This is a genomic window from Sphingopyxis sp. MWB1 (assembly GCF_000763945.1).
In the GTDB taxonomy this organism is placed as follows: Bacteria; Pseudomonadota; Alphaproteobacteria; order Sphingomonadales; family Sphingomonadaceae; genus Sphingopyxis.
Map to the genome: position 1 here is coordinate 2332273 of NZ_JQFJ01000002.1, position 22976 is coordinate 2355248.

The following is a 22976-nucleotide window of genomic DNA, read 5'->3' on the forward strand; positions in this document are numbered from 1 at the left end:
GGTCAGGAGCGCCGTGTCTTGACCGCGGCAAGCGAGCCCATGGCGGCGGGCGCGCCCATGCCGGTCGATCCGAAGCCGCCTGCGCCGCGCGCGGTTTCATCAAGGCTTTCGACTTCGACAAAGGCCGCGCGCTGAACCGGCGCGGGAACGATCTGCGCGATGCGTTCGCCGCGTTTGATCTCGAAATTCTCCTCGCCCAGATTGGCGAGGATGACTTTCACTTCGCCGCGATAATCGCTGTCGATCGTGCCCGGGGTGTTGAGGCAGGTAATGCCATGTTTGAGCGCCAGTCCCGAACGCGGGCGCACCTGCACCTCATATCCCGTCGGAATGGCGATGGCGAAGCCGGTCGCCACCGCATGGCGCGCACCGGGACGCAGGGTCAGCGTTTCAGCCGCGACAATATCCATCCCCGCCGCGCCCTCGCTGGCATAGGCGGGCAGTGGCAGCCCGCCGCCATTGGGCAGGCGCTGAATGGCGATATCAATCGGTTTCGGGGGGGATGCGTCGGTCGAGCTCATCGGCAATTTTTTCCATCAATTTGCGCGCGACTGCTTCCTTGGGCAGGCGCTTCCAACTGTCCACCCCGTCATGGCTGACGATATGGACGCGATTATTTTCGCCGCCCATCGGGTCGGCGGACACGTCATTGGCGACGATCCAGTCGCAGCCCTTGCGAACGCGCTTGGCCTTGGCATGGTCCAGCACGTCATTGGTTTCCGCGGCAAAGCCGACGAGCAGCGCGGGGCGTTTCGGATGCTCGGCCAGCCCCGCCAAAATATCGGGATTTTCGGTCAGTGCCAGCGGAGGCACCTTGCCGCTGCCATCCTTTTTGATTTTTTGCGCGCTGGTATCGGCGGCGCGCCAGTCGGCGACGGCGGCGACCATGATGGCGGCATCGACGGGCAGGCCGTCCGCGACTTCTTCGGCCATTTCGCGTGCGCTTTCGACATCGACGCGGATCACCCCCGGCGGAGTGGGCAGCGATACCGGCCCTGCGATCAACAGCACGTCGGCGCCCGCCTCCGCGGCGGCGGCGGCAATGGCAAAGCCCTGCTTTCCGCTGGAGCGATTGGCGATATAGCGCACCGGATCTATCGGCTCATGCGTCGGCCCCGCGGTGATGAGGATGCGCCGTCCATAAAGCGGACGGCGCCGCGACGGCGCAAAGTCGGGCTGACCTGCCAGCGCCGGCAGCGGCAGGGGGGTGGCCGTCCGCAGCGCCTCGACAATCGCATCGTGGATCGCTTCGGGCTCAGGCAGGCGGCCGGGGCCAAATTCGCCACACGCCATCTCGCCCACATCGGGCTCCATCACCGTCACCCCGTCGCCGCGCAAGGTGGCGACATTGCGCTGGGTCGCGGGATGCAGCCACATGCGGACATTCATCGCGGGTGCGGCAAGCACGGGCTTGTCGGTGGCAAGCAGCAGGGTGGTCGCCAGATCATCGGCAAGGCCCTGGGCCATCTTGGCCATCAGATCGGCGGTGGCGGGCGCGACCACGACCAGATCGGCCTCGCGGCTGAGCTGGATATGCCCCATCTCGACCTCGTCCTTGAGGTCGAACAGGCTGGTATGAACCTTGTTCTCCGAAAGCGCCGCGAGCGTCATCGGCGTTACAAATTGCTCGCCCGCGCGGGTGAGGACGCAGCGCACCTCATGCCCCGATTTGCGAAGCAGGCGCAGAAGCTCGATGCTCTTGTACGCGGCGATGCCGCCGCCGATGATGAGCAGGATGCGTTTTGCGGCCATCGTCAAACCCCCGTCAGCAGCACGTCGAGCGCGTCGATAATGACAAAGCCGTGATCGCCGAGGCTCACGACGAAGTCGCCCAACTGACCAGCCGGAACGGCGGCTGCAAACTGCGTATACATGACATATTCGGCGTCTTCGATCGAGAATAGCGGATTAAGGCGGCAGGCAATCACCTCGAACTGGTCGGCGGGGAGCAAAGGCACGACGAAGCGCGTGTCGAGATGGTCGAGCAGGTCCGACTGGCAATCGACGACCAGATCGCCGTCAGGCGTGCGCCACACGTCGAATTGCGCCATCAGAACAACCGATATTTGGCGAGTGGCAGGCCATGTTTGCGGACATAGTCATTGGAGGCCTCAATCGCGGCGCGATTTTCTTCCTTCCATTTGTCCCAGCGCGCTTTTTTCACCTCTGCGGCCAAACCGGTCTGGCACGCCTCGCTGACATTTATACCGAGCTTCCGCGCCTCTTCGACCAGCTCGGCGCTCAGCGTAACATTGGTGGCTTTCTTCGGCCCCTCGAATCGCGCTGGACGGTTCATCGCCATTCTCCTTGCGCATAAGCTATGCGCATATGGAGCGATGATCAATGACCGACCATGCCGAGGCTCGCGAACGGTTTTTGGTGCTCCCCATATTTGTCGACCATCGTGGCGCTGGCTTCGTTGAGGCCGGTGACCTCGACCGTTTTTCCCTCGCCGCGCAGGCGCAGGACGATCTTGTCGAGCATGCCGGTCGCCGAAATGTCCCAAAAATGCGCTTCGTGCACATCAATGATCACTGTTTCGATCGCATCTTCGCCAAATTCCATCGCTTCATAGAGCATGTCGACCGAGGCGAAGAAGATCTGGCCGCCGATGACATAACGGCGCGTTTTGCCCTCGACCCGCGTCTCGATGGTCAGCAGCTGCCGCACCTTCCACGCAAAGAAAATACCCGACAACAGCACACCGGTCAGCACGCCGATGGAAAGATCATGCGTTGCGACGACCATCACCACGGTCGCGATCATCACGACATTCGACGGCCAGGGATGGTGCAGCGTTTCGGCAAAGCTTTTCCAGCGGAAGGTGGAGATGGAGACGAAGATCATCACCGCGACCAGCGCGGGCATAGGGATTTGCGCGACCCATGGCCCCAGTGCGACGATCAGGATGAGCAGCATCACGCCCGCGACAAAGGTGGAGAGGCGGCGGCGCCCGCCCGATTTTATGTTGATCACCGACTGGCCGATCATCGCACAGCCGCCCATGCCGCCGATGAAGCCGGTGACGAAATTGGCGAGGCCCTGACCCCAGGTTTCGCGCCGCTTGTCGCTGCGCGTTTCGGTCATATCGTCGACGATGGAGGCGGTGAGCAGGCTTTCGAGCAGGCCGACAGCCGCCATGGCGAGCGAATAGGGGGCGATGATCCGCAGCGTCTCCCACGTCAGCGGCACCTCGGGCAGATGGAACCATGGCACGCTGTCGGGCAGATCGCCCATATCGCCGACGGTGAAGACATCGGCGCGGAAATAGATCGACACTGCCGCGAGGAGAATGATCGCCACCAGCGGCGAGGGAATGGCGGTGGTGAGGCGCGGCAGGCCATAGATGATCAGCAATCCCGCCGCGACCATGGCATAGGTGGTTAGCGTCATCGCCTCGCCGGTCAGCTGCGGCAATTGCGCCATGAAGATCAGGATCGCGAGCGCGTTGACAAAGCCGGTAATGACCGACCGCGAGACAAAGCGCATGAGCAGGTCGAGCCGCAGCAGCGCGGCAATGCCTTGGAAAATACCCATCAGGATCGTTGCGGCGAACAGATATTCGACGCCGTGGTCACGCACCAGCGGCACCACCAGCACGGCAACCGCAGCGGTCGCGGCGCTGATCATTCCGGGGCGCCCGCCGACCATCGCAATGATGACGGCGATGGAGAAGCTGGCGTAGAGGCCGACGCGCGGATCGACCCCGGCGATGATCGAAAAGCCGATAGCTTCGGGGATCAGCGCCAGCGCGACGACGAGGCCCGACAAAAATTCGGCGCGCGGGTTTGCGAGCCAGTCGCGGCGAAAGTCGTTGTGAAGGGCCATGCTTGCTCCGGTACGGATGCGCGCAACGGGCCTGCGAGGCCCGCAACATGCGCTTGGAATCGGGAATGCGCGGCCTTTAGGGGGAGATGGCCGCAAAATCCAGAGCGGACCGAAGGGGCGGCCGTCCCATGGTGCTTCATTTCATCGTCATCCCGGACTTGATCCGGGATCCACTCGCGCAACGCTGGAAAAATGGATCCCGGATCAAGTCCGGGATGACGATGGGGGTCTTGTCTTCGCTCGACACTATTCCGGGCCGAAAGTCCCGGACTAAACCGCGAAACCGCCCCACAGCATTGCGGCGACCCCGGCGGCAGCGCCTGCCAGCGCAGTGAGCGCATAGCGCCAGCCCGTCCGGCGTTCGCCCTTGTCCCACATCAGCGGAATGTCGGGGAGCGGCGGGTTGGGCGGGGCGGCGCCCTTGCGGGGAAGTTGTTCGTCGAGGCGGCGGATGATGTCGGGGATCAGCGCCAGCGTCTTGCCCTGTTCGCGAATCCCGTCGGCGAGCGCGGCTTCGGGGCCAAGCTCGTCGCGGATCCAGTTTTTGACGAAGGGTCCTGATACGTCCCACATGTTGATCCGGGGATTGAGCATCGTCGCGACGCCCTCGACCATCACCATGGTTTTTTGCAGCAGCAAAAGGTGCGGCTGGGTCTGCATGTCGAAATCGCGGGTGATGGCAAAGAGGCCGTCGAGCATCTGGCCGACCGAAAGTTCGCTGACCGGCTTGCCGCGCATCGGCTCGCCCACCGCGCGCAGCGCCGTCGCAAATTCATCGACATTGTGATAATCGGGCACATATTGCGCCTCGAAATGAATTTCGGCGACGCGGCGGTAATTGCCGGTGGTGAGGCCATAGAGAATTTCGGCAAGCCAATAGCGCGCCTGCCGGTTGATCCGCCCCATGATGCCGAAATCGACGGCGGCGATGGTGCCATCGGCGCAGACAAATAAATTGCCCTGATGCATGTCGGCGTGGAAAAAGCCCTCGGCAATCGCCTGCCGCAAAAAGGCGTGGACCAGATTTTCGGCGAGCTTTTCCATGTCATGCCCGGCCGCAACGAGCTGGTCGCGGTGCGAGATTTTGATGCCGTCGATCCAGCTCATCGTCATCACGCGGCTGGTCGTGCGGTCCCAGTCGATGGCGGGCACGGCATAGCTGGGCTCTGACGCCATCGCCTCGCCCAGTTCAGACGCCGAGGCGGCTTCGCGCCTCAGGTCGAGTTCGCGCAGCGTCCAGCGGCGAAAATTGGCGATCACCTGCCGCGGGCGGAGCCGCGTGGCTTCGCCGCCAAAAGCCTCCAGATGCGCGGCGGCCCATTCATAGGTTTCGATGTCGCGCGCAAATTGCTTGTCGATGCCGGGACGGCGCACCTTGACTGCAACCTCGCGCCCGTCGGTGGTCACCGCGCGGTGGACCTGCGCGATCGAGGCCGAACCGACGGGTTCGGGATCAAATTCGGCGTAAAGGCTTTCGAGCGGGGCTTCGAAAACCTGCTCGATTTCCTGTTTGATCCGGTCAAAGGCGACCGGCGGCAGCGCATCCTGCAAGGTGAGAAGATTGCGCACCGCATCCTCGCCGACAAGATCGGGGCGGGTCGCGAGCGTCTGGCCGAGCTTGACCGCCGCGGGACCGATCGCCTGAAAGGCGGCGGCATAGTCGGGATATTTGGGCTGGATCGTTCCCAGCCGCGCGATACGGCACAGCCGCTTCACCCCCGCCGGGGTTTCGGGCGCGCTTTCAATCCCGCGCAGCGCGCCGTGGCGCGCGAGGATGCGGCCCCACTTAAGCAGACGGAAAATATGGGCAACAGGCCGCGTCACCGAACCTCCCCTCCCGCTTGCGGGCGGGGGTGACAATATCGTCCGCTCACGCTTTCCACCCGCTGTGGATCGCGACGAGCCCGCCCATTATTGGTTCGACCTTCACCTGCGAAAAGCCCGCGTCGCGGATCATCGCGGCAAATTCGGGCATGGGCGGAAAGCGGCGGATCGATTCGATCAGATAACGATAGCTGTCGGCGTCGCCCGCGATCAGCTTGCCGAGGCGGGGGACCATATGGTGCGAATAGGCATCGTAAATTTCGGCAAAGCCGGGCCATTCATTGGTCGAAAATTCGAGGCAGAAAAAACGCCCGCCATAACGCAGCACACGATGCGCCTCGGCCAGTGCGGCGGGAATGTCGGTGACGTTGCGAATGCCGAAGGCGATCGTATAGGCGTCGAAAAAATGATCGGGGAATGTCAGCTTTTCGGCATTTTGTTCGGACCAGACGAGGCTGTGGATACCGCGTTCGGCGGCGCGTTCCATACCGACGCCCAGCATGTTGGGATTGATGTCGGCGACCGTGATGCTGGCGCCCGATGATTCCATGCGAAAGGCGATGTCGCCGGTGCCGCCTGCCATGTCGAGAATCGCCTCGCCCGCGCGCGGCTTGACCCGGCGCACGAAACGGTCTTTCCACAAGCGGTGGAGCCCGCCCGACATGGCGTCGTTCATAATATCATATTTGCGCGCGACGCGGCTGAACACCTCGCCCACCATGCCGGTTTTCGCGTCGGCGGGAACCTCGTCATATCCAAAGCTGACGGTATCGGAAGCGGCCATGGCCATGCGCCTTTACGAAAAGGGGAGGGGGATTGTCGGGAGGCCTTTAACGTCCCCTTGCCTGCCGCGCAAATGGCGCGTAGCCGAGAGGGCGAGATGCCCGAGCTGCCCGAAGTTGAAACCACCGTGCGAGGCCTTGCGCCTTTTCTGGAAGGGCAGCGGCTGACCGCCGTCACCACCTTTCGCCCCGATCTGCGTCGCCCCTTTCCGGTGGACCTGGCCCAGCGGTTGACCGGGGCACAGGTCACGCGGCTGTGGCGGCGCGCCAAATATGGGATCATTTCCACCGACCGCGACGATCATATGATCTTTCACCTCGGCATGTCGGGGCGCTGGCGGACCGAGGGGGGCGAGGCGGGCAAGCATGATCATCTCCTGTTGCAGACGGGCGCCGGGCACCGCCTGTTCCTGTGCGACCCGCGGCGTTTCGGTTCGGTCGATCTGGTAACCGGCGACCCGCTGGCGGAGTTCCCGCCTTTCACCGCGCTGGGGCCGGAGCCGTTCGCTGATGAATTTGACGCCGCCTGTCTGGCGCGCGCGCTTGTCGGGCGGCGCGCGCCGATCAAGGCGATGCTGCTCGACCAGCGTATCGTCGCGGGACTGGGCAATATCTATGTCTGCGAGGCGCTCAACCTGGCGCGCATATCGCCGCTGAAACCCGCCGCCGATGTGCCGTGCGCGCGGCTTGACGCGCTGGTGCCCGCGATCAAGGCGGTGCTCGTCTCCGCCATTGCCGCGGGCGGGTCGACCCTGCGCGATTATTTAAGCCCCGAAGGGCAGCTTGGCTATTTCGCCAAACAGTGGCGCGTTTACGGGCGCGAAGGCGAGGCGTGCCGATGCGGCGGAACCGTCGCGCGCGTGTCGCAAGGCGGACGTTCGACCTTCTATTGTCTGAAATGCCAAAAATGACCTCGCGGGCAGAGGGTTTTGCCCCGAAAAATATTGACCTTCCTGCGCCTGCCGGCTATGGGCGCACCCTTCGAGCAGGGTCCGGTGTTCCGGAACCGGCTGTATCCGGACGTTGATTCGCTGCACTTCCCGCGATTCGGCTGCTCCGTTATGGCTGTGCTCCGACCGTTGAACTGATTTGGAAATTTTGAGGATATTATGGCCAATACGCCGCAGGCAAAAAAGCGCATCCGCCGCAACAATGCGCGGGCGCTCGTCAACAAGAATCGCGTTTCGCGGGTTCGCACGCTGGTGAAGAAGGTCGAAGCCGCCGTGGCTGCGGGCGACAAGGATGCGGCCACTGCCGCGCTGAAGGCTGCACAGCCCGAAATGGCGCGCAGCGTGGCGAAAGGCGTGTTTCACAAGAATATGGTCGCGCGCAAATTTTCGCGCCTGACCAAGAGCGTCAAAGCCATCGCCTGACGCTTTTCGCCGTTCCGGCATAAAAGACCCGCTGGCTGATGCTGGCGGGTTTTTTTCGTTCTTATTGTTACGGATCCAAGGCGGAACTGTTGCAGCGCGGTAAGTGGCGGATTTATCGCGATTCGTTGTGACCAATTTGGTTGGAACGGTATAAGCTCATGAAAAATAACGATAAAAATACTATCTGACGCTTTCCCTAGGGGGTCTGCGAGTCAAGGTTTTTATTTCACATATTTTACATGGCCGGCCCTTGATCGACTCGGCATCCGCTGACTAGACAATAGGGGTCATCGGCTCTCGCCGACGACCGCCACATCGACATGTTTCGTATTTTTTCGGACCGTGAGTCCGGGACGGGAAGGCTGTGTCCCGGTCCGGGGTAGCGATTGGCCGGTTGTCCGGCGAGGAGCAGATGGTGAACCAAGGGGGCAAGGCAGCGTGAACATGAGCGGGGATAGCCAGAGGGCGGGGGCAGGCGAGGCGACCGTGACCGGAAGCGATGCTGCCCTGCTCTGGCCGCAGGTGGCCGAGGGGCTGCGCCGCGACCTGGGTGCGCGCACCTTTGACCATTGGCTCAAGCCCGTACGCTTTGCCGATTATTGCCGCCTGTCGGGCGTCGTCACGCTGGAGGCCGCGAGCCGCTTTTCGGCCAACTGGATCAACGAACGCTTTGGCGACCGGCTGGTGCTGGCCTGGCGGCAGCATCTGGCCGACGTGCGCAGTGTCCAGGTCCAAGGGGCTGCGGCGTCCAGCGCGGTGCGCGCGCCGATTGCCGGCGAAGCGCCCAGCGCTCCGTCGCTGTCCGCCGATCGTCTGCGCCCCGCGGTGCAAAGCGCGGGATTTGCGGTGCCCAACGTGACCCCGGTAGGTTTTGCGTCTTTTGACGAGCGGCTGTCGTTTGACCGCTTTGTGGTCGCGCGCAGCAACATCCTTGCGGCCAATGCGGCGCGGCGCATGGCGATGGCCGAGGCGCCGCAGTTCAACCCGCTTTACCTGTGCTCGGGCACCGGACAGGGCAAGACGCATTTGCTGCAGGCAATTGCGCAGGCCTATGCGGCGATCCATCCGACCGCGAACATCATCTTGATGTCGGCGGAAAAATTCATGCTCGAATTTGTCGGCGCGATGCGCGGCGGCGACATGATGGCGTTCAAGGCGCGGCTGCGCGCCGCCGATCTGTTGCTGCTCGACGATCTGCAATTTGTGATCGGCAAAAATTCGACGCAGGAAGAATTGCTGCACACGATCGACGATCTGCTCACCACGGGCAAAAGGCTGGTGGTGACCGCCGACCGCCCGCCGGCGATGCTCGACGGGGTCGAGGCGCGGCTGCTGTCGCGCCTGTCGGGCGGACTGGTCGCCGACATTGAGGCGCCCGAAGATGATCTGCGCGAACGCATCATCCGCCAGCGACTGGTTGCGATGCCGATGGTCGAGGTGCCCGATGAGGTGGTCGCCTATCTCGTCAAGCATTTCACCCGCAATATTCGGGAGCTGGAAGGCGCGCTCAACAAGCTGCTCGCCTATGCGGCGCTGACCGGGGTGCGCGTCGATCTGGCGCTCGCCGAGGACCGGTTGGCGGAAAATGTCCGCAGCGCGCGCCCGCGCATCACCATCGACGAGATTCAGCGCGCGGTATGCGCCCATTACAAGCTCGACAAGGCGGAAATGGCATCGAAGCGCCGGGTGCGCGCCATCGCTCGCCCGCGTCAGGTCGCCATGTATCTGGCGAAGGAACTGACGCCGCGCTCCTATCCCGAAATCGGGCGCCGCTTTGGCGGGCGCGACCATTCGACGGTGATCCACGCGGTTCGCACGGTCGAGGCGCTGCGCGTCCATGACAGCGAGCTGGACGCCGAAATCGCCGCCATCCGCCGCAGCCTGAACGGCTGATCCACAGCCTTTGCCGGGCCTTTCCACGGATTTGTCCACAGGCGGCGTGTGTATGCGCTAATCCTCTGGCGTGGTTTCGGTGGGGAAGCGTGTGGATGCGTGGAGCGGAGCCAGACGCTTCGTCATCCCGGATCAAGTCCGGGATGACGAGGATCAAGTCCGGGATGACGAGAGAGAGGGGCGGTTGTTGGTTGCGGGGCCGATCTCTGCTTCCTCCTCCTTGAACACAAAAAAGCCCGCTCTTCGTGTGAAGAGCGGGCTTTTGCTTTATCTCGGGGGCCTTAGCGCTTTTCGGGTGGGGCCACGGTGATCTGCACCTTTTCGCCGGAATTGCCCGGGAAGTCGGTGAACATTGCTTCGACCAGATTGGGGACGATCTGGGTCAGATCATTGTCACGCGACTGCGCTTCGGCGCGGCCTTCGAACAGGCGATAGCCGTCCGCGGCGCGGCTGATCTGCAGATTGAGGTGGCTGGTGTAAACGGTGTAGCTTTCCACATCATTATAGCCCCAGCGCGGGCCGAAACCGCCCCACATGAAGGGATCGCGCCAGCCATAGACATAGCGGCGGCCATTGGGACCGCGCACGATCACCGGGCGATAATAATAGGGATTGCGATAGCCATACCAGGGGTCATAGCCAAAACCCGGCGTGGAACGGACGCGCTCGCGCCCATTGTCGATGCTGTAATCCATGCGGACCAGCATATCGGGCTGTTCGCCCGGCGCGGCGGGGCGGTAGCCGTAACGGGTCAGCTCCCCCGCGACCAGGCTGGCATAATGGCCAAACTCGATCCCGCCATCGAGCGAGGCATCGGTGGCGGTTACGGTAAAGCTTTGCCCCTGCGGCACGGGCAGCTGGGTTTGAAAACGGGCGACATCGGCGCGAAAAGGCGTGGCGGCGCAACCGGCGAGCGCAAGGGCCGCTCCTACCATGGCGGCTTTTCCCAGCCCGCGAAACTTCATCTTGATCATCGTCATGCTCCGTCAATTCGGTGCGCGCTCATCTGCGCTTATTACCATGACTAACCCAATGCGACTTAACCTTGGTTGAACCCGGTTCGTCGCACTTTCGTTCGCCGATCGTTCTGTCGCTCCCTAGCGACACAGGCCCAGCGCCGCATAGCTGGCATCCAAAGTGGGGGTTGCCAATTCACGTGCGCGCTCGGCCCCCTTCGCCAAAATCGCGTCCAGCGCCGCGCTATCTTCCCGCAAAGCGGTAAAGCGCTGATTAATGGGTCCGAGCTTCTCGACCATCAACTCCGCAAGCGCGGGCTTGAACTGGCCAAAGCCCTGGCCTGCAAAATCGCGCAGCACATCGGCAACCGACTGGTTGGCGAGCGTTGCGTAAATACCCACCAGATTGCGCGCCTCTGCCCGGCCTTCCAGCCCTTCGGGTTCGGACGGGAGGGGTTCGGGGTCGGTGCGGGCTTTTTTCACCTTCTGATTCATCAGGTCGGCATCGTCGGTGAGGTTGATGCGGCTCATGTCCGAAGGGTCGGATTTCGACATTTTGGCGCTGCCGTCGCGCAGGCTCATGATCCGGGCGGCCTCTTTCGGAATGATCGGTTCGGGCAGGGTGAAGACCGGCGCGTCGGGCGCGCAATAATCATTGTTGAATTTCTGCGCCACATCGCGGGCGAGTTCGAGATGCTGTTTCTGATCCTCGCCCACCGGCACATGGGTGGTCTGATAGAGGAGCACATCGGCGGCCTGCAGCACGGGATAGGTGAAAAGCGCCGCCGAGGCGCCCTCGCGATTCTTGCCCGCCTTGTCCTTCCACTGGGTCATGCGATTGAGCCAGCCCATGCGCGCGGTGCCGTTGAGCAGCCATTGCAGCTCCGCATGGGCGGGAACCCGCGCCTGGTTGAACAGGATCGAGCGGTCGGTGTCGATGCCGCAGGCGACGAGCGCCGCCGCCATGGCGCGCGTATTGGCGGTGAGCTGCGCGGGATCATGCGGCATGGAAATGGCGTGAAGATCGGCGAGGAAATAAAGACACTGGCCGCCCTGCGCCGAAATTTCCTCCTGCATCCGCACCCAGTTGCGGATCGCGCCCAGATAATTGCCAAGGTGCAGATTTCCGGTGGGCTGGATGCCCGAAAGGACGCGCATGTGAATTTCCCTATGTTTCATCAATCAAAGCTGGCGCCGGCGGAGCTGGCCGAGCGTGTCGCGGTTGACCACGCCGAAGAGGAAGGCGCAACCGAAGAATGTGACCGCACCGGTCGCGACCAGCGCTGCAAGGGCGGTGATACGCTCGACAATGCTGCCGGTGAAAGCATCGCCGCCATAGGGGAGGACGAGCCACAGGCACGCCCCCATGACGGCGGCGGCGAAGCCGATTCGGACGATGCGGCCCGCGACCTTCGTCGTGAGGTGAAAGGCGCCGCGGCGGTGGAGCAGCGCATAGAGAAGCGCGACATTGCACCAGGCGGCGATCGAGCCCGCCAGCGCCAACCCGACAATGCCGAAGCGCGGGATGAGGAGCAGGTTGAGGGCGATGTTGAGGATCAGCGATAGCGCCGCCGTGACCACGGGGGTGCGCGTATCCTTGCGCGCAAAGAAATTGGGAACGAGCACTTTCACCAGCACATAGGCGGGCAGGCCGACGACCAGCCCGCCGACGACGGCGCCGGTCGCAAGGCCATCGGCGCGCGTATATTGGCCGCCGACATAAAAGGCGCTGGTGATGGCCGGACCCGCGACGAACAGCGCGACGGCGGCCGGAACGGTCAGCAGCATGGCAAGCTCGACCGCATTGCTTTGCAGGCGAAAGGCGCCGTCCCTGTCCTCCTGCGCGATGAAGCGCGACAGGGCGGGCAAGATGGCGGTGCCGAGCGCAATGCCGATGATACCGAGCGGCAACTGATTGAGCCGGTCGGCCATGGCGAGATAGGTGATGCTCTTGTCGGGCAGGGTGGCGATGAAGAACAGGTCGATGAAGCGGCTGATCTGATAGACGCCCGCGCCGAACACGGCGGGCAGGATGAGCACGCCCATTTCGCGCACCTCCGCCGTCAGCCGGGGACGCCGCAGCCGGGGCGAAAAACCCGCCTTGCGAACCCAGTAATAGAGCCAGCCAAGCTGGAACAGCCCCGAGGCTGATACGGCAATGGCAAGGTAAAGCCCGGTTGCCGCCTTGCTCGCTTCATCGCCATTGCCCGTCACCATGCCTGTGAGCAGCGCAGCGATGAGGCAGATGTTGAGGAGGATGGGGGCGGCCGCAGCGGCCGCAAAGCGCGACAGGCTGTTGAGCACCGCGGCGAACAGGGTCGCAAGGCTCATGAACGCCAGATAGGGAAAGGCGATGCGCGCCATCAGCACCGCGCGGTCGAAGGTCGCGGCGTCCGCCTCCAGCGCGTCGCTCGCGAACAGTCCCATCACCCAGGGCATGATGAGCAGGAACAGCGCCGAAAAGACGATAAGGATCGGGATGAGCACCGCCATCACCGCTTCGGCAAAGGCGCGTGCTTCGCTATGGTCGCCTTCCTTCGTCATCCGCTGGTTGAACAGCGGGACGAAGGCGGCGGCAAAAGCCCCCTCGGCAAAGAGGCGGCGGAAGATATTGGGAAGCTGAAAGGCGAGCTGCCACGCGTCCGCGATGCCGCCCGCCCCCAGGATGCGCGACAAGAGCATGTCGCGCGCAAAGCCAAAGACGCGGCTCACCAGGGTGAGCCCGCCGATGGTGCCGACGCTTTTGACAAGGCTGCTCATCGTTCGAGCGGCCCCCGCGCGGCGGGATCAGGCCTGGCCGACAGGTGCCGAGGCTTCGCTCTGGCCTTCATCCTGCGCCGCCTGCACCTGCTGCATGAACAGGCCGTGGAAATCGACGGGTTCGAGGAGCAGCGGCGGGAAGCCGCCATCGCGAACGGCATCGGCGACGATGCGGCGCGCGAAAGGAAAGAGGATGCGCGGCGCTTCGGCGAGGAAGAAGGGCTGAAGCTGGTCTTCGGGCACGTTGCGGACACCGAACAGGCCGGCATATTGAAGCTCGATGACAAAGGCGGTGCCTTCATCGGCTTTCGAGGTCACGTCGATTTTCAGCGTCACTTCGAACAGATTGTCGCCCACACCTTCGGCGGCAATATTGAACTGAACGTCGATCTGCGGGGCCGACTGCCACTGGAAAGCGGCGGGAGCGCTGGGGTTTTCGAAGGACAGATCCTTCACATATTGCGAAATCAGGCCGATGGCGGGGCTGGTGTCTTCGCCATTGGGCTGGGGGGCCGGATTGGTTTCGGGGCTGCTCTCGTCGGCCATAGGTCACGCTTTCATTCGGATGATGAAAAAGGGTCGCGCCGCAGCCCGGTCGGGCTTCGACGGACGGTTCGCCGCGGCGCTTAGCAGCGGCGGGACGCAAGCACAATGGGGGGCGGCCGGACGCTTCGAATCGTTGACCTGCCGCCTTCCTGCGGCCATGTGGATTTGAAACCTTGCTGCGGATCGCCTATATTCGCGTTTGATCCCTTTCTTTCCCGTGCATATTGGACTCTTGCCTGTGACCGCATTTTCAATCGTCCTGCTCGCCATGATCGCCGCTTTCCTTGGGATGCGGCTTTATTCTGTGCTGGGGAAGCGTACCGGGCATGAGCAGGAGCCGGTGCTGCCGCGCGGAGATGACCAGCGGCCGGGCCCCCGCGCCCTGCGCGTCGACCAGGACGCACCCGCTGCCCCCGGCGCTGCCGATACGGATCTGGTCTATCACCCGGAGGCAGAAGTCGGATTGCGCCAGTTGCTGGCAACCGATTCGGAATTTGACGCAGGCCGCTTCATGGAAGGCGCCAAGGCCGCCTATCAGATGATTTACGAAGCCTTTTGGGCAGGTGACCGCGAAGCGCTGCGCGATTTGTGCGATGACGACAGCTATGCCGCTTTTGTCGAAGCGATCGAGGCGCGCGAAGCACGCGGCGAACGGCTGGAAAATCGCCTGATGGGGATCGAAGAAGCCAAGATTGTCGCGGTTGAGATGACGCGCGGCGAAGCGCGGATCAAGGTTCATTATCAGGCCGACATCAGCGCCATAACGCGCGATGCCGACGGCAAGATGATCGCCGGTTCGATGAGCGATGCCGTGCCGCTTAACGATTATTGGACCTTCCGCCGCAGCATCGGCAGCCGCGATCCCAACTGGCTGCTCGACGAAGCCGAAACCGCCTGACGGCGATGATGGGGATGTCCGTGGGGAAAGAGCGTCGCGCACGCGCATTCAAGGCCGCTTTTTTCCTGTCGATCCCGTTTTTGGCGGGATGCACATCGGTCATCCCCGATGCGGGAACGCGGCCCGGTACGGCAGCGCCCGCGCCGCGGCCCAGCCCGCCGGCAAGCGCCGCGCGGCCTGACGCGCCGCCACCCAGCTATCAGCCGCGTCCATCCGTTCCGGGGACTGCCGCCGCCAGGCCGATACCCGCCACGCCGCGCCCGCCGCTTGCCGCAGCTCCCGTTCCGGGCGATGCCGCGACGGCGGCGGCGAGCGGGGTGATCGCCGGGCCTGAATTTACCGAATTGGGCGTGAGCCCCGAAGAAGCGAGCGCCGCGCTCAAGGCGTTTCGCATTTCCTGCCCCTCGGTCCAGCGGCGCCAGGACGTCAGCGGGCTGACCCAGACGGGTGAATGGGCCGAAAGCTGCCGCGCCGCCGCCGACTGGCCCGACCGCGATGCGAGCAATTTCTTCAGCCGCTATTTCGGCACGGTGCAGGTGGGGGCGGGCACCGCCTTTGTCACCGGTTATTTCGAGCCCGAAATCGCGGCGTCGCGCACGCGCCAGCCCGGCTATGATGTGCCCATTTATCGCCGTCCTGCCGACCTGGTCGACGTGGATCTCGGCCTGTTTTCCGAATCGCTGAAGGGCCGGAAAATTCGCGGCCGCGTCGAGGGCAGCAATTTTGTCCCCTATTATGATCGTGCGGCGATCGTGCGCGGCGCGCTGGCGGGGCGCGGGCTGGAAATCGCCTGGGCGGCGGATGCAGCCGAATTTTTCTTCCTGCAAATTCAGGGGTCGGGCCGTCTGCGCCTGCCCGATGGCCAGATCGTCCGCATCGGATATGACAGCCAGAATGGCCGCGATTATGTCGGCATTGGCAAGCTGCTTCTCGACCGCGGTGAGCTTCAGTCGGGGCAGACCTCGATGCAGGGCATTCTCGACTATCTGCGCGCCGATCCGGTACGCGGCGCGGCGGTGATGAATGAAAACCCAAGCTGGATTTTCTTTCGCGAATTGACCGGGCCGGGCCCGCTCGGTGCGCTGGGCCTGCCTGTGACGGGGCGCGTCAGCGTCGCTGCCGATCCCAAATTTGTGCCGCTGGGCGCCCCCGTTTTCCTGTCGCTCGACCGCGCCGAACCGGGGCATTTATGGGTGGCACAGGATACGGGCGGCGCGATCAAGGGTGCCAATCGTTTCGACAGCTTCTGGGGCGCGGGCGAAGACGCGCGCGCCATTGCGGGCGGCATGGCGGCGCGCGGATCGGCGCTGCTGCTGCTGCCCCGCGTCAGCGTCGCGCGGCTGACCGCGCGCTGATCGGGCGGTGCCCCGGCGCCTTGCCCCCGACGAAGCCGCGCTGTGGAAAAAGGTCGCGGCGACGGTCGACCCCTTGCCGGGGCGAGTTCCGCCTGCGGCGCCCACCGCGCCGCCGACGGTAAAGCCGCCCAGTCCGGTGGCCAAGGGCGCCCCCGCTGCCGCGCCAGCTTTACGCCGCCTGCCGCCCGCAACGCTGCCGCCGCCGCGCCGCATCCATGGGCAGGCGACGCTCGACAGCCATTGGGACCGGCGGCTGCGCAAGGGGCAGGTGCGGCCCGATATCAGCATCGACCTGCATGGGCACAGCCTTGCGTCGGCGCAGGCGCTGCTGGACGAGGCCATTGCGCGCGCCTTGCTGCGCGGGGCGCGTGTGCTGCTGGTGGTCGCGGGGCGGCTGCGCCCCGGCGCCGACCGCCTGCCCGCCATGCATGGCGAACGCCGCCCGCGCGGCGCGATCCGTGCCTCGCTTGCCGACTGGCTCGCCGCATCGCCCCATGCCGACCAGATTGTCGCGCTGCGCCCCGCGCATATCAGCCATGGCGGCGCAGGGGCGGTCTATGTGATATTGCGGCGCGGGCGCTAGTCGAGCAGCGCGCGCATCAAAATGCCGCGATAAATGGCGGTGAGCTTGTGGAGGTCGGCGACGGCGACCGCTTCGTCGAGCTTGTGCATCGTCGCATTGGTGAGGCCGAATTCGACCACCGGGCAAAGGGCGTGAAGGAAACGCGCGTCGGATGTGCCGCCGGTTGTCGAAAGTTCGGGGCGGAGGTCGGTTTCGGCGTGGATCGCCTCGGCCACCAGTTCGGACAGATCGCCCGGCGGGGTGAGGAAAGCCTCGCCCGATATTCTGCCGAGGATTTTCGCGCGGGGTTCGACCGCATGGGCAATGGCTTCGACGCGTTCGATGAGATCGGCGCCGCGATGCTGGTCGTTGAAGCGGATTGACAGCCGCGCGCGCGCCGAGGCGGGGATGACATTGGTCGCGCCATTGCCCACTTCCATGTCGGTGAATTCGATGTTCGACGGCTGGAACCAGTCGGTCCCTTCATCAAGCGTGACCGCGTCGATCGCGCTCAATATGGCAACGATTTTGGGAATGGGATTGTCGGCGAGGTGCGGATAGGCGACATGGCCCTGCGTCCCCGGCACGTCGATCCAGATATTGACCGATCCGCGCCGGCCTATCTTGACCATATCGCCAAGCCGCTGCACCGACGTGGGCTCTCCAACCAGGATCATGTCGGGGCGGATGCCGCGTGCGTCCATATGCTCCATCAGCGCGCGGGTGCCAAAGACCGCCGCGCCTTCCTCGTCGCCGGTGATGATCAGGCTGATCGTGCCCGCATCGGCGGGAATGGCGGCGACGGCGGCGACAAAAGCGGCAATAGCGCCCTTCATATCGACCGCGCCGCGCCCATAAAGAAGCTCGCCGCGGATTTCGGGGGCAAAGGCGTCGCTGGTCCAGCCGACCCCGGGGGGCACGACATCGAGATGCCCGGCAAAGCCGAAATGGCGCGGGCCGCCGCCCTTGCGGACCGCGAGCAGATTTTCAACCGGCCCGTCGGGCTCGATCCCGTCGATAAAGCGCTCGACTGCAAAGCCGAGCGGGGACAGCGCGGCTTCGAGCACATCAAAGACCGCGCCCGTCGCCGGGGTGACCGACGGGGCGGCGATCAGCGACTGGGCGAGGGCGACGGGGTCGATGGTCTGGGTCATCGCCTGCCCTTACTCCGCCACGGCGCAGCCTGTCGAGCGGGTTGCGCCGAGCGGATCAGGGGCGCAGCGCGCGGGTGACGAGATCGACGAGCGCATCGGCATGATGGGTCGGCGGTTCGGGGGTGAGGCCGGTGAGCCACGACCGCGCGAGCCACTGGCTCGGCCCGAAGACGAGCGCTGCGACGAGCTGCGGGTCGAGCGCGCGCAGCCGCCCGGCGGCGACATGCGGTGCGCCCCAGACCAGAAAGCGCCGGGTGAATTCATCGTTCAGCGCCTGCACCGGGGCGGCATGGGCGTGCATCCAGGTGGAGCTGGCGCATTCGATCATGAAATTATGGCGGCGCGGATGGCTTTGCTGATAATCGAGCGCGGCGCGCACCGCAGCGCCCAACGCCTCGACCGGATCGCCGTTATGGCGCTCGACGGCGGCGAGGGCATGGTCCCAATAGGCGCGCCGCTCGGCCAGATAGACTTGCAGCGCGACGCCATTTTTCGACCCGAAATGATGAAAGAGGCTGCCATTGGAGACGCCCGACGCCTTGCAAATATCCTGCACCGATACGCGGTCGAGTCCTTGCTCGACGAACAGGGGCGTGGCGGCGGCGATAACGCGGCTTTTGGTATCGGGGGCGGCGGAGGTCATGGCAGGCGCCTTGTTCACATTGGATTAATGATCTAGAGTGATAATCTAATACATCGCTCCGGTCCGAGAATAGGAGGAGTGCCGGGGCGCTGCCAATAAGCTTTTGCATTGAAGGGAGATTTCCCATGAGGCTTATCATCGCCGCGGCCTTTGCCATGGCTGCCATCCCGGCCGCATCGGCGCAATATATCAAATTGAATGACCTCGACGGCGAAGCGCGCAAGAAGCAATGCCCGCCGCCTTCGCCGCAGGCCGATGAAGGCATTAACGGCGGGCTTAATCGCGACCTTATTCGCCGAAGGGGCGGGCCTCCGCCTGAACCCAAGCCCAAGCCACAGGAATCGGCAGCCAAGCCGCCCGAGTTGAAGGCATCGGCTGCACAGCGCCGCGCAACGCGCCCGGCCCAGGCGGCAAGGCGTGGGGACATCACGCTTAAACGCGGTGGCTGCTGAACGAGTCTGCGTCGAGGGGAGACGGGGCGGGACGACCGGACGGGTTATTGACAGGTCTTGATCGAGCGCGAATGTTTCAGGCCCAAACCACGCCGCGCCTTCTGGCCCGGCCCCGGAGAGCCTGATGCCCAAGATCGACCTCGCCGCAATCCCGCAGACCAATGCCACCGGCTATCCGCCGCCGTTCGATGAACCGGTGCAGGGGCGCTGGTATCGGCGGATTGCGCCCGCGACGGGTTTGACCGACTTTACCGCCAGCCATGTCGTGCTGAAACCCGGCGCCTGGTCGTCGCAGCGCCATTGGCATGCGGGCGAGGATGAAATGCTGATCATGATCGCGGGCGAAGCGGTACTGGTCGAAGATGACGGGCGGCATATCATGCGCCCCGGCGATATCGCCGTCTGGCCCAAGGGGGTCGAAAATGGTCATCATCTGATCAACGAGACGGACAGCGACTGCGTCTTCGTCGCGCTGGGCGGCGGCAAGGCGCGCGACACCGGCGGCAGCTATTCGGACATCGACATGAAATTCACGCCCGACGGCTATTTCCACAAGGATGGCACGCCCTATCCGACCAAGCGGATTCCTTGACCGTTGAAGAGGCGAGGTCCGAAAAGCAGCCCTACGCCCCGCCCGGTCCTTCAAATTGCTCGATCACCCAATCTTCGGCCTGCGCGCCGCCGATCCATAGCTGCATGTCCGGGTGGGCGATAACGGCTTGGCAATAGGGGACGGCAAAGCGGGGAAGCGGTATCGAATAGGTGATCAGCCGGGTCACCACTGGCGCGAACATCATGTCGGCGGCCGACCATTTGCCGAACAGAAACTCGCCCGCACCGCCAAAACGCGCCCGCGCCTCGGCCCAGATTTGCAGGATGCGCCGCACATCAGCCTCGACATCGGGTGCGAGGTCGGCGGCGGGATAGATGCGGCGGATGTTCATGCTGTGCTCGCGGCGGAGCGCAGCGAATCCGGAATGCATTTCGGCGGCCATGGAGCGGGCCATGGCGCGCGCGGCGATATCGTCGGGCCAGTATCCGCGGGTGCCGCCGGTTTTCTCGTTGAGATAGTCGATGATCGCGAGGCTGTCCCACACGACGATATCATCGCCGTCCCACAGGATGGGAACCTTGCCACCTGATGGCGCAAATTCATCGCCTTCGCGCCGCTGTGACCAGGCTTCGTCATACAGCGGGACGGTGACTTCCTCGAACGGCAGGCCGCTTTGTTTGGCGGCGAGCCAGCCGCGCAGGCTCCAGCTGGAATAGGCTTTGTTGCCGATGAAGAGTTTCATTCTGAACTCAGCTCCCGATTTCCGTTCGCATCGAGCGCAGTCGAGATGCCCCTCGACCATGCGCCAAACCCATGGGTGTCTCGACTTCGCTCGACACGAACGGACGAGACGTCAAGCGTCAAGCCCCGTCAACTCTCCACCGCTTCCAGAACGGCGGTGCGAAGCTCGGCTATTCCCATGCCCTTTTCGCTGCTCGTCGCGATCACCTCCGGGTGGGCGGCGGGATGTTTGCGCGCCTCGGCGATGGTCGCGGCATGAACTTCGGCCAGTGCGCTCGCTTTCACCTTGTCAGCCTTGGTGAGGACGAGGCGATAGCTGACCGCGGCGGTGTCGAGCATTTCCAGCACTTCGCGGTCGACATCCTTGATCCCGTGGCGGCTGTCGATCAGCACCAGCGTGCGTTTCAGCACCTGTCGCCCGCGCAGATAGTCATTGACCAGAAAGCGCCATTTCTTGACGATATCCTTGGGCGCCTTGGCAAAGCCATAGCCGGGCATGTCGACGAGGCGGAACACCAGGGGATTGCCGACGTCGAAATAGTTGAGCTCCTGCGTCCGCCCCGGTGTGACCGAGGTGCGGGCAAGGCCGTTGCGCCCTGTCAGCGCGTTGAGCAGGGAGGATTTGCCGACGTTCGAGCGCCCCGCAAAGGCGATTTCGGGCGCCGACGGCGCGGGCAGATGCTGAAGCGCGGGCGCCGATTTCAGAAAGGCGATGGGCCCTGCAAACAGCTTGCGCGCGCGTTCGGGCAGCGTCGGGTCAATGTCATCGGTCATATAGCCGTGCCCCCGCGAAGGCAGGGGTCCATCTCCTGTTGTTTAAGGTCGAAGCCACCGGCGATGGCCCCGCCTTCGCGGGGACATATGCCGGTGGCTTCGGCATTACTTCGCCGCCGCGGCCTTCAGCGCGGGATATTTGCGATACATCCACTGCTGCTGACCGATCGACAGGATATTGTTGGTGATCCAGTAAAGGAGCAGGCCCGCGGCAAAGGGCGCCATGACGAACATGAACAGCCAGGGCATGATCTTGAACACCTGTTCCTGCACCGGGTCGGTCGGCGTCGGGTTGAGGCGGAACTGGAGCCACATGGTGATGCCCAAGATCACCGCGAGCAGGCCGATGCTGAGCAGCGACGGCGGGGTGAAGGGCAGAAGGCCAAAGAGGTTGAGGATCATCGCCGGATCCTGCGCCGACAAATCCTTGATCCACAGGATGAAGGGCTGGTGCCGCATCTCGATCGTCAGCATCAGCACCTTGTAGAGGGCGTAAAAGATCGGAATCTGGATGACGATGGGAAGGCAGCCGGCCAGCGGATTGATCTTTTCATCCTTGTAGAGCTTCATCAGCTCCTGCTGCATCTTCGGCTTGTCATTCTTGTACCGGTCCTGCAGCGCCTTCATCTTGGGCTGGACGAGGCGCATCTGCGCCATCGACGCAAATTGCTTTTGCGCGATGGGGAACATGACCAGGCGGATGATCAGCGTCAGGATCATGATCGCGACGCCGAAATTGCCGACCTGTTTGAACAGCCAGTCGAGCAGTTTGAAGATCGGCACCTCGAAAAATTCAAACCAGCCCCAGTCGATGGCGTTCGACAGGCGCGGAATGCCCAGCTTGTCCTGATAGGTGGACAGGACATCGACTTCCTTTGCGCCCGCAAAGATGCGGCTGGTCACGCTCATCTGCTTGCCCGGCGCAATCTGCGAAAAATCGCGCGCGAACAGCGTCTGATAATGATTGGCCGACGGCGAGCTGATCGCCGCGGTCACCCGCTCGCCCTTGGAGGGGACGATGGCGGCGAGCCAATATTTATCGGTAAAGCCCAGCCAGCCCGCCGAATTATAGCGGATGCTGCGCGCGTCGGCATCCTCGACGTCGTCATAATCGACATCGAACACCGACTTGCCGCCCAGAAATCCGGTCGGGCCGACATGGATGGTCCAGCTGTCGGCTTCATGCGGGTCGGTCGGCTTGCCCAGCCGGTCGATCAGCGCAAAGCTGCTCGCCGTCACTGGCGCGCTGCCGGTGTTGGCGATCGTCTGTTTCGCAGTGATCAGATAATTTTCGTCAATGCTATATTCGATCCGAAAGGTCTGACCGCTGCCATTGGCCCAGCTCAAGGTGACAGGGGTGGTGGGAGTCAGCTTGTTGCCGCTGGCGGTCCAGAGCGTGTTCGGGCCGGGCACCGTGATGCCCTGTGCCGACCAGCCGAGGCTGGCGAAATAGGCGCCTTTGGTTCCGGCGGGTGCGAACAGGCGAACGGGCGGCGAATCCTTTTTGATCGTCTGGCGATATTTGGTCAGCGTGACATCGTCGATGCGCCCGCCAACCAGATTGATCGAGCCCGACAGGTCGGGGGTTTCGAGCGGAATGCGATTGCCTTCGGCCAAGGCAGCCTCGACCGGGCGGGTCGCTTGTGCAGGCGCGGCGGCGGGGACCCCGGGGGTTGGCAAAGCGCTTGGCTGGCCGGGCGCAGGAGCAGCGGCGGTGGGCGCAGCGTTGTCCGTGCCGGTTCCCGCGACCGTCGTGGTCACATCGGGCTTTGACGGAGTGGGGAAGAATTTTTCGGCCACGAAATTCCAGCCGATCAAAATCGCCACCGACAATAAAATTGCCGCGATCAGGTTTCGCTTGTCTTCCACGCTCTTCGGTCTC

General features: G+C 63.7%; 24 protein-coding genes. 8 read left to right on the forward strand and 16 right to left on the reverse strand.

The window, feature by feature from the left end:
* Positions 1-2 precede the first annotated feature (2 nt).
* From dut to JV18_RS0111670, 7 genes are all read right to left on the reverse strand, one after another.
* Entirely contained in the window at positions 3-521 is a 519-nt protein-coding gene (gene dut, locus JV18_RS0111640; protein WP_033074623.1) for a dUTP diphosphatase, read from the reverse strand.
* Positions 484-1752: a bifunctional phosphopantothenoylcysteine decarboxylase/phosphopantothenate--cysteine ligase CoaBC gene (coaBC, locus tag JV18_RS0111645; RefSeq protein ID WP_033074624.1), complete on the reverse strand. Its 1269-nt coding sequence runs from the start codon at positions 1750-1752 to the stop codon at positions 484-486. Before coaBC ends, dut begins: the two co-directional genes overlap by 38 nt.
* A 2-nt stretch (positions 1753-1754) precedes the next feature.
* Positions 1755-2051 (reverse strand): CcdB family protein, encoded by a 297-nt coding sequence (locus JV18_RS0111650; protein ID WP_033074625.1) that lies wholly within the window; start codon positions 2049-2051, stop codon positions 1755-1757.
* Positions 2051-2296, reverse strand: a complete 246-nt coding sequence (locus tag JV18_RS0111655; protein WP_033075297.1) for a type II toxin-antitoxin system CcdA family antitoxin — start codon at positions 2294-2296, stop codon at positions 2051-2053. Before JV18_RS0111655 ends, JV18_RS0111650 begins: the two co-directional genes overlap by 1 nt.
* A gap of 44 nt (positions 2297-2340) precedes the next feature.
* The gene (locus JV18_RS0111660) at positions 2341-3828 is read right to left on the reverse strand and encodes a SulP family inorganic anion transporter (RefSeq protein ID WP_033074626.1); all 1488 of its coding nucleotides are present in this window, start codon (positions 3826-3828) and stop codon (positions 2341-2343) included.
* A gap of 270 nt (positions 3829-4098) precedes the next feature.
* Positions 4099-5652 (reverse strand): 2-polyprenylphenol 6-hydroxylase, encoded by a 1554-nt coding sequence (gene ubiB / locus JV18_RS0111665; protein ID WP_033074627.1) that lies wholly within the window; start codon positions 5650-5652, stop codon positions 4099-4101.
* 46 nt (positions 5653-5698) lie between these two features.
* Positions 5699-6436, reverse strand: a complete 738-nt coding sequence (locus tag JV18_RS0111670; RefSeq protein WP_443027782.1) for a class I SAM-dependent methyltransferase — start codon at positions 6434-6436, stop codon at positions 5699-5701.
* A gap of 96 nt (positions 6437-6532) precedes the next feature.
* Here JV18_RS0111670 and mutM point away from each other — a divergent pair, with 96 nt between their 5' ends.
* The 3 genes from mutM to dnaA all read left to right on the forward strand — a co-directional run bounded on the left by mutM (position 6533) and on the right by dnaA (position 9700).
* Complete coding sequence (gene mutM, locus JV18_RS0111675) at positions 6533-7345, forward strand: bifunctional DNA-formamidopyrimidine glycosylase/DNA-(apurinic or apyrimidinic site) lyase (protein WP_033074629.1); 813 nt, start codon at positions 6533-6535, stop codon at positions 7343-7345.
* A 198-nt stretch (positions 7346-7543) separates the two neighbouring features.
* Positions 7544-7807, forward strand: coding sequence for a 30S ribosomal protein S20 (gene rpsT / locus JV18_RS0111680; protein ID WP_033074630.1), 264 nt, complete (start codon positions 7544-7546; stop codon positions 7805-7807).
* 444 nt (positions 7808-8251) lie between these two features.
* On the forward strand, positions 8252-9700 hold the full coding sequence (gene dnaA / locus JV18_RS0111685; protein ID WP_052071946.1) for a chromosomal replication initiator protein DnaA: 1449 nt from the start codon (positions 8252-8254) through the stop codon (positions 9698-9700).
* Between the two features lie 281 nt (positions 9701-9981).
* On the opposite strand, the gene JV18_RS0111690 is transcribed toward dnaA, so the two are convergent.
* From JV18_RS0111690 to secB, 4 genes are all read right to left on the reverse strand, one after another.
* Positions 9982-10680: a DUF4136 domain-containing protein gene (locus JV18_RS0111690; RefSeq protein ID WP_235303185.1), complete on the reverse strand. Its 699-nt coding sequence runs from the start codon at positions 10678-10680 to the stop codon at positions 9982-9984.
* Positions 10681-10797: 117 nt separating this feature from the next.
* Positions 10798-11814 (reverse strand): tryptophan--tRNA ligase, encoded by a 1017-nt coding sequence (gene trpS, locus JV18_RS0111695; protein ID WP_033074631.1) that lies wholly within the window; start codon positions 11812-11814, stop codon positions 10798-10800.
* Between the two features lie 24 nt (positions 11815-11838).
* Entirely contained in the window at positions 11839-13416 is a 1578-nt protein-coding gene (murJ, locus tag JV18_RS0111700) for a murein biosynthesis integral membrane protein MurJ (RefSeq protein WP_033074632.1), read from the reverse strand.
* A 27-nt stretch (positions 13417-13443) separates the two neighbouring features.
* Complete coding sequence (secB, locus tag JV18_RS0111705; protein ID WP_033074633.1) at positions 13444-13962, reverse strand: protein-export chaperone SecB; 519 nt, start codon at positions 13960-13962, stop codon at positions 13444-13446.
* 238 nt (positions 13963-14200) lie between these two features.
* Here secB and JV18_RS0111710 point away from each other — a divergent pair, with 238 nt between their 5' ends.
* From JV18_RS0111710 to JV18_RS0111720, 3 genes are read left to right on the forward strand one after another with little or no spacing between them, the layout of a single operon-like run.
* Positions 14201-14860 (forward strand): Tim44/TimA family putative adaptor protein, encoded by a 660-nt coding sequence (locus tag JV18_RS0111710; protein ID WP_144243925.1) that lies wholly within the window; start codon positions 14201-14203, stop codon positions 14858-14860.
* Positions 14861-14874: 14 nt separating this feature from the next.
* A complete protein-coding gene (locus tag JV18_RS0111715; protein ID WP_443027796.1) occupies positions 14875-16215 on the forward strand; it encodes an MltA domain-containing protein in 1341 nt (446 codons plus the stop codon).
* 7 nt (positions 16216-16222) lie between these two features.
* Entirely contained in the window at positions 16223-16798 is a 576-nt protein-coding gene (locus JV18_RS0111720) for a Smr/MutS family protein (RefSeq protein WP_033074634.1), read from the forward strand.
* On the opposite strand, the gene dapE is transcribed toward JV18_RS0111720, so the two are convergent.
* A complete protein-coding gene (dapE, locus tag JV18_RS0111725) occupies positions 16795-17931 on the reverse strand; it encodes a succinyl-diaminopimelate desuccinylase (protein ID WP_033074635.1) in 1137 nt (378 codons plus the stop codon). The genes JV18_RS0111720 and dapE overlap by 4 nt on opposite strands.
* Positions 17932-17986: 55 nt before the next feature.
* Positions 17987-18574: a TetR/AcrR family transcriptional regulator gene (locus JV18_RS0111730; protein WP_144243926.1), complete on the reverse strand. Its 588-nt coding sequence runs from the start codon at positions 18572-18574 to the stop codon at positions 17987-17989.
* Positions 18575-18699: 125 nt separating this feature from the next.
* On the opposite strand from JV18_RS0111730, the gene JV18_RS0111735 reads away from it, so the two are divergent.
* Together JV18_RS0111735 and JV18_RS0111740 are read left to right on the forward strand one after the other, a co-directional pair.
* Positions 18700-19026, forward strand: a complete 327-nt coding sequence (locus JV18_RS0111735; RefSeq protein WP_033074637.1) for a hypothetical protein — start codon at positions 18700-18702, stop codon at positions 19024-19026.
* Positions 19027-19150: 124 nt separating this feature from the next.
* Positions 19151-19618 carry a cupin domain-containing protein gene (locus tag JV18_RS0111740; protein WP_200879097.1) on the forward strand — a complete coding sequence of 156 codons (468 nt, stop codon included), beginning with the start codon at positions 19151-19153 and terminating at the stop codon, positions 19616-19618.
* A gap of 31 nt (positions 19619-19649) precedes the next feature.
* On the opposite strand, the gene JV18_RS0111745 is transcribed toward JV18_RS0111740, so the two are convergent.
* The 3 genes from JV18_RS0111745 to yidC all read right to left on the reverse strand — a co-directional run bounded on the left by JV18_RS0111745 (position 19650) and on the right by yidC (position 22963).
* Entirely contained in the window at positions 19650-20321 is a 672-nt protein-coding gene (locus JV18_RS0111745) for a glutathione S-transferase family protein (protein ID WP_033074639.1), read from the reverse strand.
* 128 nt (positions 20322-20449) lie between these two features.
* On the reverse strand, positions 20450-21094 hold the full coding sequence (gene yihA / locus JV18_RS0111750) for a ribosome biogenesis GTP-binding protein YihA/YsxC (RefSeq protein ID WP_033074640.1): 645 nt from the start codon (positions 21092-21094) through the stop codon (positions 20450-20452).
* A 105-nt stretch (positions 21095-21199) separates the two neighbouring features.
* On the reverse strand, positions 21200-22963 hold the full coding sequence (gene yidC, locus JV18_RS0111755) for a membrane protein insertase YidC (RefSeq protein ID WP_033074641.1): 1764 nt from the start codon (positions 22961-22963) through the stop codon (positions 21200-21202).
* Positions 22964-22976 lie beyond the last annotated feature (13 nt).

Coding starts and splice junctions, on each gene's coding strand:
- dut (WP_033074623.1), bottom strand. CDS start 521: ATGAGCTCGACCGACGCATCCCCCCCGAAACCGATTGATATCGCCATT.
- coaBC (WP_033074624.1), bottom strand. CDS start 1,752: ATGGCCGCAAAACGCATCCTGCTCATCATCGGCGGCGGCATCGCCGCG.
- JV18_RS0111650 (WP_033074625.1), bottom strand. CDS start 2,051: ATGGCGCAATTCGACGTGTGGCGCACGCCTGACGGCGATCTGGTCGTC.
- JV18_RS0111655 (WP_033075297.1), bottom strand. CDS start 2,296: ATGAACCGTCCAGCGCGATTCGAGGGGCCGAAGAAAGCCACCAATGTT.
- JV18_RS0111660 (WP_033074626.1), bottom strand. CDS start 3,828: ATGGCCCTTCACAACGACTTTCGCCGCGACTGGCTCGCAAACCCGCGC.
- JV18_RS0111670 (WP_443027782.1), bottom strand. CDS start 6,436: ATGGCCGCTTCCGATACCGTCAGCTTTGGATATGACGAGGTTCCCGCC.
- mutM (WP_033074629.1), top strand. CDS start 6,533: ATGCCCGAGCTGCCCGAAGTTGAAACCACCGTGCGAGGCCTTGCGCCT.
- rpsT (WP_033074630.1), top strand. CDS start 7,544: ATGGCCAATACGCCGCAGGCAAAAAAGCGCATCCGCCGCAACAATGCG.
- dnaA (WP_052071946.1), top strand. CDS start 8,252: ATGAGCGGGGATAGCCAGAGGGCGGGGGCAGGCGAGGCGACCGTGACC.
- JV18_RS0111690 (WP_235303185.1), bottom strand. CDS start 10,680: ATGACGATGATCAAGATGAAGTTTCGCGGGCTGGGAAAAGCCGCCATG.
- trpS (WP_033074631.1), bottom strand. CDS start 11,814: ATGCGCGTCCTTTCGGGCATCCAGCCCACCGGAAATCTGCACCTTGGC.
- murJ (WP_033074632.1), bottom strand. CDS start 13,416: ATGAGCAGCCTTGTCAAAAGCGTCGGCACCATCGGCGGGCTCACCCTG.
- secB (WP_033074633.1), bottom strand. CDS start 13,962: ATGGCCGACGAGAGCAGCCCCGAAACCAATCCGGCCCCCCAGCCCAAT.
- JV18_RS0111715 (WP_443027796.1), top strand. CDS start 14,875: ATGTCCGTGGGGAAAGAGCGTCGCGCACGCGCATTCAAGGCCGCTTTT.
- dapE (WP_033074635.1), bottom strand. CDS start 17,931: ATGACCCAGACCATCGACCCCGTCGCCCTCGCCCAGTCGCTGATCGCC.
- JV18_RS0111730 (WP_144243926.1), bottom strand. CDS start 18,574: ATGACCTCCGCCGCCCCCGATACCAAAAGCCGCGTTATCGCCGCCGCC.
- JV18_RS0111735 (WP_033074637.1), top strand. CDS start 18,700: ATGAGGCTTATCATCGCCGCGGCCTTTGCCATGGCTGCCATCCCGGCC.
- JV18_RS0111740 (WP_200879097.1), top strand. CDS start 19,151: ATGCCCAAGATCGACCTCGCCGCAATCCCGCAGACCAATGCCACCGGC.
- JV18_RS0111745 (WP_033074639.1), bottom strand. CDS start 20,321: ATGAAACTCTTCATCGGCAACAAAGCCTATTCCAGCTGGAGCCTGCGC.
- yihA (WP_033074640.1), bottom strand. CDS start 21,094: ATGACCGATGACATTGACCCGACGCTGCCCGAACGCGCGCGCAAGCTG.